Annotated in this window: 5 protein-coding genes and 1 pseudogene; 2 read left to right on the top strand and 4 right to left on the bottom strand. The window is 65.7% G+C overall.

The genetic code is table 11. The features are described from left to right. The 4 genes from VGH54_RS17150 to VGH54_RS17135 form a co-directional block, all read right to left on the bottom strand. The coding region (locus VGH54_RS17150) for an AMP-binding protein (protein ID WP_331513274.1) at positions 1 to 1,838 on the bottom strand (1,838 nt) is incomplete at its 3' end. A gap of 403 nt (positions 1,839 to 2,241) precedes the next feature. After that, complete coding sequence (gabT, locus tag VGH54_RS17145; protein WP_331513273.1) at positions 2,242 to 3,582, bottom strand: 4-aminobutyrate--2-oxoglutarate transaminase; 1,341 nt, start codon at positions 3,580 to 3,582, stop codon at positions 2,242 to 2,244. 99 nt (positions 3,583 to 3,681) lie between these two features. Next, positions 3,682 to 3,936 (bottom strand): hypothetical protein, encoded by a 255-nt coding sequence (locus VGH54_RS17140; RefSeq protein WP_331513272.1) that lies wholly within the window; start codon positions 3,934 to 3,936, stop codon positions 3,682 to 3,684. 25 nt (positions 3,937 to 3,961) lie between these two features. Then, on the bottom strand, positions 3,962 to 4,636 hold the full coding sequence (locus VGH54_RS17135; protein ID WP_331513271.1) for a nitroreductase family protein: 675 nt from the start codon (positions 4,634 to 4,636) through the stop codon (positions 3,962 to 3,964). A 79-nt stretch (positions 4,637 to 4,715) separates the two neighbouring features. Between VGH54_RS17135 and yajC the strand changes: the two genes are divergently transcribed. Next, the gene (gene yajC / locus VGH54_RS17130) at positions 4,716 to 5,045 is read left to right on the top strand and encodes a preprotein translocase subunit YajC (protein ID WP_331513270.1); all 330 of its coding nucleotides are present in this window, start codon (positions 4,716 to 4,718) and stop codon (positions 5,043 to 5,045) included. 121 nt (positions 5,046 to 5,166) lie between these two features. Continuing rightward, positions 5,167 to 5,653: pseudogene (locus VGH54_RS17125) on the top strand (protein translocase subunit SecD); the annotation flags it as partial.

Here is a 5,653-nt window from a genome sequence, read left to right as displayed (position 1 = left end):
GCCAGCTTGCGGATGCCGGTCAGCAAACCGTTCTCCAGGCTGAACGGCGTGGTCTCGATGATGAAGTCACGCGGCACCTCGTAGGACTGCAGTTTTGCCAGACGGGCGACGGTCTGCAATGACTCGGCGATGCGCGGCTTCAGCGCTTCAGGGTCATGCGCGGCCAACGCGTCTTCACTGGGCACCACGACGGCGAGCAGGTAGGGCTGGGCGCTGTTGCCGTAGATGTAGATCTGGTGGATCAGCGGGCTGTTGCCGAACTCGGCCTCCAGCTTGGCCAGGGTGACGAACTCGCCTTGCGCGAGCTTCAGCACGTTGTTGCGCCGGTCGACGTACACCAGCCGGTCGGGCGCGGTCTCGGCGAAGACGTCGCCGGTCCGGTAGTAGCCGTCGTCGTCGAACACACCCGCGGTCGTTTCGGGTCGCTTGTAGTAGCCGGGGAACATGTTCGGTGTCTTGAGTAGCAGCTCGCCCCGCGGATACGGCCGGTCGGTGGCGAAGTACCCCAGGTCCGGCACGTCGACCAGCTTGTAGTCGATGACCGGCGGACGCTGAATCTCGCCGTCCAACAAGACCATTCCGGCCTCGGTGGAGCCATAGCCGTCCACCAAATGCATCTGAAGCAGCGACTCGACCCAGCTGCGCAGCTCGGGGGAGGTCGGGGCTGAGCCGGTCATCGCGAAGATGAAGCGCCCGCCGAGCTGCTCGTGGCGTAGCTCGCTCAGCACCTGCGACTCGGCAGCCTGACGATCGGCGCCTTCGCCGGTCCGTCGGCCGACTTCGCTCTGGTATTCGCTGTGGAGCATCTCCCAGATGCGCGGCACGAAGTTCAGCTCGGTGGGCCGGACCAGGCGCAGGTCCTCGAGCAGTGTCGACAGGTCGCTTTTGGCAGCGAAGTAGGCGGTGCCGCCGTTTCCGAGCGTGCCGTAAAGGGTGCCGCGGCCCATGACGTGGCTCATCGGCATGAAGTTCAACGTGATTGACGCGGCACTTGGCCCGAACCAGTTCTTGGTCGACCTGTTCCACATCTTGGCGATGTTGCTCTGCGGGTACATCGCGCCCTTGGGCGCGCCGGTGCTGCCGGAGGTGTAGATCAGCAAGGCCAGCGGGTCGTCCTCGACGGCTTCGACGGTGGTCGCAGGCAGTTTTGCGCCGCGCTCCCTAGCCTCGTTGAGGGTTTCGATGGTCAGCGATAGGTCGGCCAGCCGTTCGTGGGCGCTCTGCAGCGCCTCCCGGTTGTCGTCGAGTTCGCTGCGGTAGTCGAAGACCACCAGCCGTCCGGGCGTGTGCCCCGCTTCGGCGGCAGCGACGATCACGTCGACTGCATCTGAAAGGTAGTCAACGCTGGCCGCGAAGACGGTCGGCTCGGTCTCGAGCACGATTGGCTTCAACTGGGCGATTGCGGCGCTGGTCTGCAGCGGGACCGACACGGCGCCGACGACTCCGAGTGCGACGTCGATCGTGGTGTAGTCGACGCTGGTGAAGCCCAGAACAGTGACCCGGTCACCGGCTGAGACCAGTCCGTCGGCCAACGCGCGGGACAACTCGCTGACGCGGTGGGCCAACTCGCCGTAGGTGACATGAGAGAACCAGGGCATCAGCTTGGCCGATGTCCGCCCGGTCTGCGGATCTTTGACCAGCTCATAGGCGCGCTGGGCCAGCGCGGGCCGGTCGGAGTAACCCTCCAGCACCGCCTTGGTCACTTGGGGGAATCGCGTGCCGGCCGCCTCGATGGCTGCGGCAACGGCTGCATCTGGTCGCGCGGCGGCGAATTCCGGGTCGTTGGCGGCCAACTCTGCAGCGCGACGTTTTTGGTCTTCCTGGGTCTCACTCGACATATTGGAGCCTCACACTTTGCGAATTGGGAAATCTGTTCGTGCGACGCTGCACGCAAATAGTACTACGTTAGCAAAGGTAACGATATTCCTATTGGGCATGGACTGCACCGTGAAATTCGCCACTGGTGCACGCCGGCGAGTGTCGCACCGTCTCTCACATCCGTAACCGCAAGAGTCGACCGTGCGGACGTGCCCGCCTCGCAGCGACAACTGGGCTTGACGTCAGTCGGGTGCGCGGCGGGCCCCACGGGCCCGGACGGATGCCGCCTGGCACCGAGCACCGGATCCACATGTGCTTGATGGCACTTCGCTACCAGGCCTGTTGATGCTACGAGGCGGGCACTTCGTCGCATTCCAGACTTCTTGAGACAGCTGGGGTTTCTGAGCCTTACGGCAAGGCTCGCTAAAGGTCGGCCAGCAGACCCGTCAGCACGTCGAGACCTTCGGTGAGCAACTCGTCGCTGATCGTCAGCGGCGGCAGGAAGCGCACGACGTTGCCGAATGTGCCTGCCGTCAAGACGATCACGCCCTCGGCATGGGCCGCAGCGGCCAGCGCGTTGGTCAACGCGGCATCGGGTTCGGCGGTATCGGGTTTGACGAACTCGACGGCGATCATCGCGCCGCGGCCCCGGACATCGCCGATGCGATCGTCGGCAGCTTGCAGCGCCAGCAGCCGGCCCTTCATCAGCCGCTCGATCTGGCCGGCACGCTCGATGAGCCCGTCGGCCTCGATGGTGGCAAAGGTGGCCAGCGCCGCCGCGCAGGCCAACGGGTTACCGCCGAAGGTGCCCCCGACGCCGCTGGGATGGGGGGCGTCCATGATTTCGGCATGACCGGTGACGGCGGACAGCGGCAGACCGTCGGCGATACCCTTGGCGATGCAGATCAGGTCGGGCTCGATGCCCTCGTGCTCGCAGGCGAACATGGTCCCGGTTCGGGCGATCCCGGTCTGCACCTCGTCGGCGATGAATACGACGTTGTTCTCCCGACACCAGTCGAGCAGCGCGGGCAGGAATCCCTCGGCGGGGACGATGAAGCCACCTTCGCCCTGGATGGGCTCGATGATGATCGCGGCCAAGTTGTCGGCGCCCACTTGTTTGGAAATGATGTCGATGGCGCGGCGGGCGGCCAGTTCGCCGTCGGTGGCCATTTCCTTGTCGATCAGCCCGTCGCGGAACGGGTAGGACAGCGGCGCCCGGTAGATCTCCGGCGCGAACGGACCGAACCCACTCTTGTACGGCATGGATTTCGCGGTCAGCGCCATCGTCATGTTGGTGCGGCCGTGGTAGGCGTGGTCGAAGGCCACGACCGCAGATTTCTTGGTATAGGAGCGGGCGATCTTGACGGCGTTCTCGACCGCCTCGGAGCCGGAATTGAACAGCGCCGAGCGCTTTTCACCTGAGCCAGGGGTGAGCCGGTTGAGCCGTTCGGCAACGGCCACGTACTCCTCGTACGGCGTCACCATGAAGCAGGTGTGGGTGAAGTCGGCGACCTGAGCGCGCACCGCATCGATTACCCGCGGCGCGGAGCTGCCGATGGTGGTGACCGCGATGCCGGAGCCCAAGTCGATTAGCCGGTTGCCGTCGACGTCCTCGACGATTCCGCCCGCCGCACGCGCGGCGAACACCGGCATGGTCATGCCGACGCCGGCCGACACCGCCGCAGCGCGGCGTTTCGTCAGCTCGAGCGATGCCGGACCGGGGATTTCGGTGACGAGGTGGCGGCTCTGTTCGATGGCGGACACGCCAGCAGCGTAGCCCGGTGACGAGGCGCGCCGCGAGGCTCGATGAGAAGTCGGGCCAAGGAAATCCAGCCGGTGCGAGCCTCGGCTATGAGCCGGAAATCAGCCGGCCGCCGTGTGCCCCAACTCTCGGCACACATTGGTCGTCGGGTCCCAGTATTGGCCAGCAGGACAGTCGAGTGGCTGCGGCCCCTGGCCCAGCTGACGGCACACGTTCGCCGTCGGGTCCCACCACTGACCGGGGTCGCAGTTAATCGGATCTGCTGAGCTCGTGGCGGGCAGCGCGATCGCGACCGCCGCCATCGGCATCGCCGCTACCGCGGCGATCGGTGCCAGATGGCGAAATAACTTCTTCATCTGCAAACCTTCCGTCAACCACATGTCACGGCGCACCAAAGACTGGGCCGCCGATCGAATCGACCGTAGCAAAGGAGCTGACCGGTTCGCGCCGAAGTCGGCGTGGCTGTTTGACCGGATACCCCAGCGCGATGATCGCTGCCAGCGCCAACGGGTCAGCTGCTCCCAGAACAGCTTTCACTTGTGGCTCCTCACGGATCGCGATCGTCGTGATGACGCCGCCCAGACCTTCGTTACGCGCTGACAGCAGGATGTTCCACGCGAACGGGTAAACGGACGCCCCGCCGGCGAACGTGTACCGGTCCGCATCGCGGTCGATCGCCGCCAGCATCGACAAGTCGGCGAACAAGGCCAGCAATACCGGGGTTTCGTCAAACCTCTCTGCGAAATCGCCTGGTACTGCGGTGCTTTCGGCGGCCAGTGCGCGCGCCTCGGCGTCGCGGTCGCTGGTCGGTGACCACGGTCGCAAACCGGCGGCGGCCAACGCCAGGTAATCCCGGTTACCCCGCAGGTAGGAATCGCGCAGTTGGCGACGCTTCTCGGCGTCCTTGACGACCACCACCCGCCAGGCCTGCGCGTTACTTCCGCTGGGCGCGAAGCGGGCGGTGTCGAGCACCCGGGCCAACACGCCGTCGTCGACGGCCTGGTCGGTGAATTCGCGAACCGCCCCGGTGGTGCGCAGCGCGTCGATCAGTTCCATCCGTCAATGATCCAGGACCCCGACGGCCTAATGGCACACTGGTGAACGTCATAGCACCTACGGAAAGACCTCTGCCGTCATGAACCAAGCAATTACCTTCCTGCCGATGCTCGCCATCCTGGGGGTGTTCATGTTCTTCGCCTCGCGGCGGCAGAAGCGTTCAATGCAAGCCACCATCGACCTGCACGAGTCGCTGCGGATCGGGGATCAGGTGCAAACCACCTCCGGGTTGCACGCCACCATCAAGCGCATCACCGACGACACGGTGGACCTCGAGATCGCCCCCGGCGTGGTGACAACCTGGGTCAAGCTGGCGATTAGGGACAAGATCGAACCGGAGATCCTGGACACCGGGGCCGACGAGGTTGGCGATCTGGCCGATGACCCGGGGCGACTGCCCAACGACTGAGGTCGGTGGCGCGCCACGTACCCTTTTCGGTGCGGTCGAACTGATTGGCGCGCGAGGGGCGGACGGCGGAGTGGCGACCTGCAACGAAGCGCATCGCGCATGAGCGGAGGAGACTCAACACGTGGCATCGCCTTCGGCGCCGGTGCACCCTAGCCGCTACCTGGCGGTGTTCCTGGTTCTGCTCATCGGCGTCTACCTGCTGGTGTTCCTCACCGGCAACAAGCATGCCGACGCGAAGCTCGGCATCGACTTGCAAGGTGGCACCCGGGTCACGTTGACCGCTCGTACGCCGGACGGGTCGCGCCCGACCCGGGAGGCGCTGTCGCAGGCCCAACAGATCATCGGCGCCCGCGTCAACGGGCTCGGTGTCTCGGGTTCTGAGGTCATCGTCGACGGCGACAACCTGGTCATCACCGTCCCGGGAACCGACGGCAACGAGGCGCGCAACCTCGGTCAGACCGCACGGTTGTACATCCGTCCGGTCATCAACGCTCTTCCTGTCGACAGCGCCGGCATGCAGGGCGGCCCGCGGTCGCCCGCGCCGCGAGGCAGCCTGCCCAATGGCACACCCGGCCACGGGCCCGCGTTGCCGCCCGGTACCGGCCCAG

Source organism: Mycobacterium sp. (assembly GCF_036488105.1).
Taxonomy (GTDB): domain Bacteria; phylum Actinomycetota; class Actinomycetes; order Mycobacteriales; family Mycobacteriaceae; genus Mycobacterium.
Note: the sequence above shows the minus strand (reverse complement) of the source record. Positions and strands in the feature narration are given on the sequence as shown.

What these genes read in the sequence shown, in the direction of transcription:
- yajC (WP_331513270.1), top strand. Translation starts at nt 4,716, where the DNA reads ATGAACCAAGCAATTACCTTCCTGCCGATGCTCGCCATCCTGGGGGTG.
- VGH54_RS17140 (WP_331513272.1), bottom strand. Translation starts at nt 3,936, where the DNA reads ATGAAGAAGTTATTTCGCCATCTGGCACCGATCGCCGCGGTAGCGGCG.
- VGH54_RS17135 (WP_331513271.1), bottom strand. Translation starts at nt 4,636, where the DNA reads ATGGAACTGATCGACGCGCTGCGCACCACCGGGGCGGTTCGCGAATTC.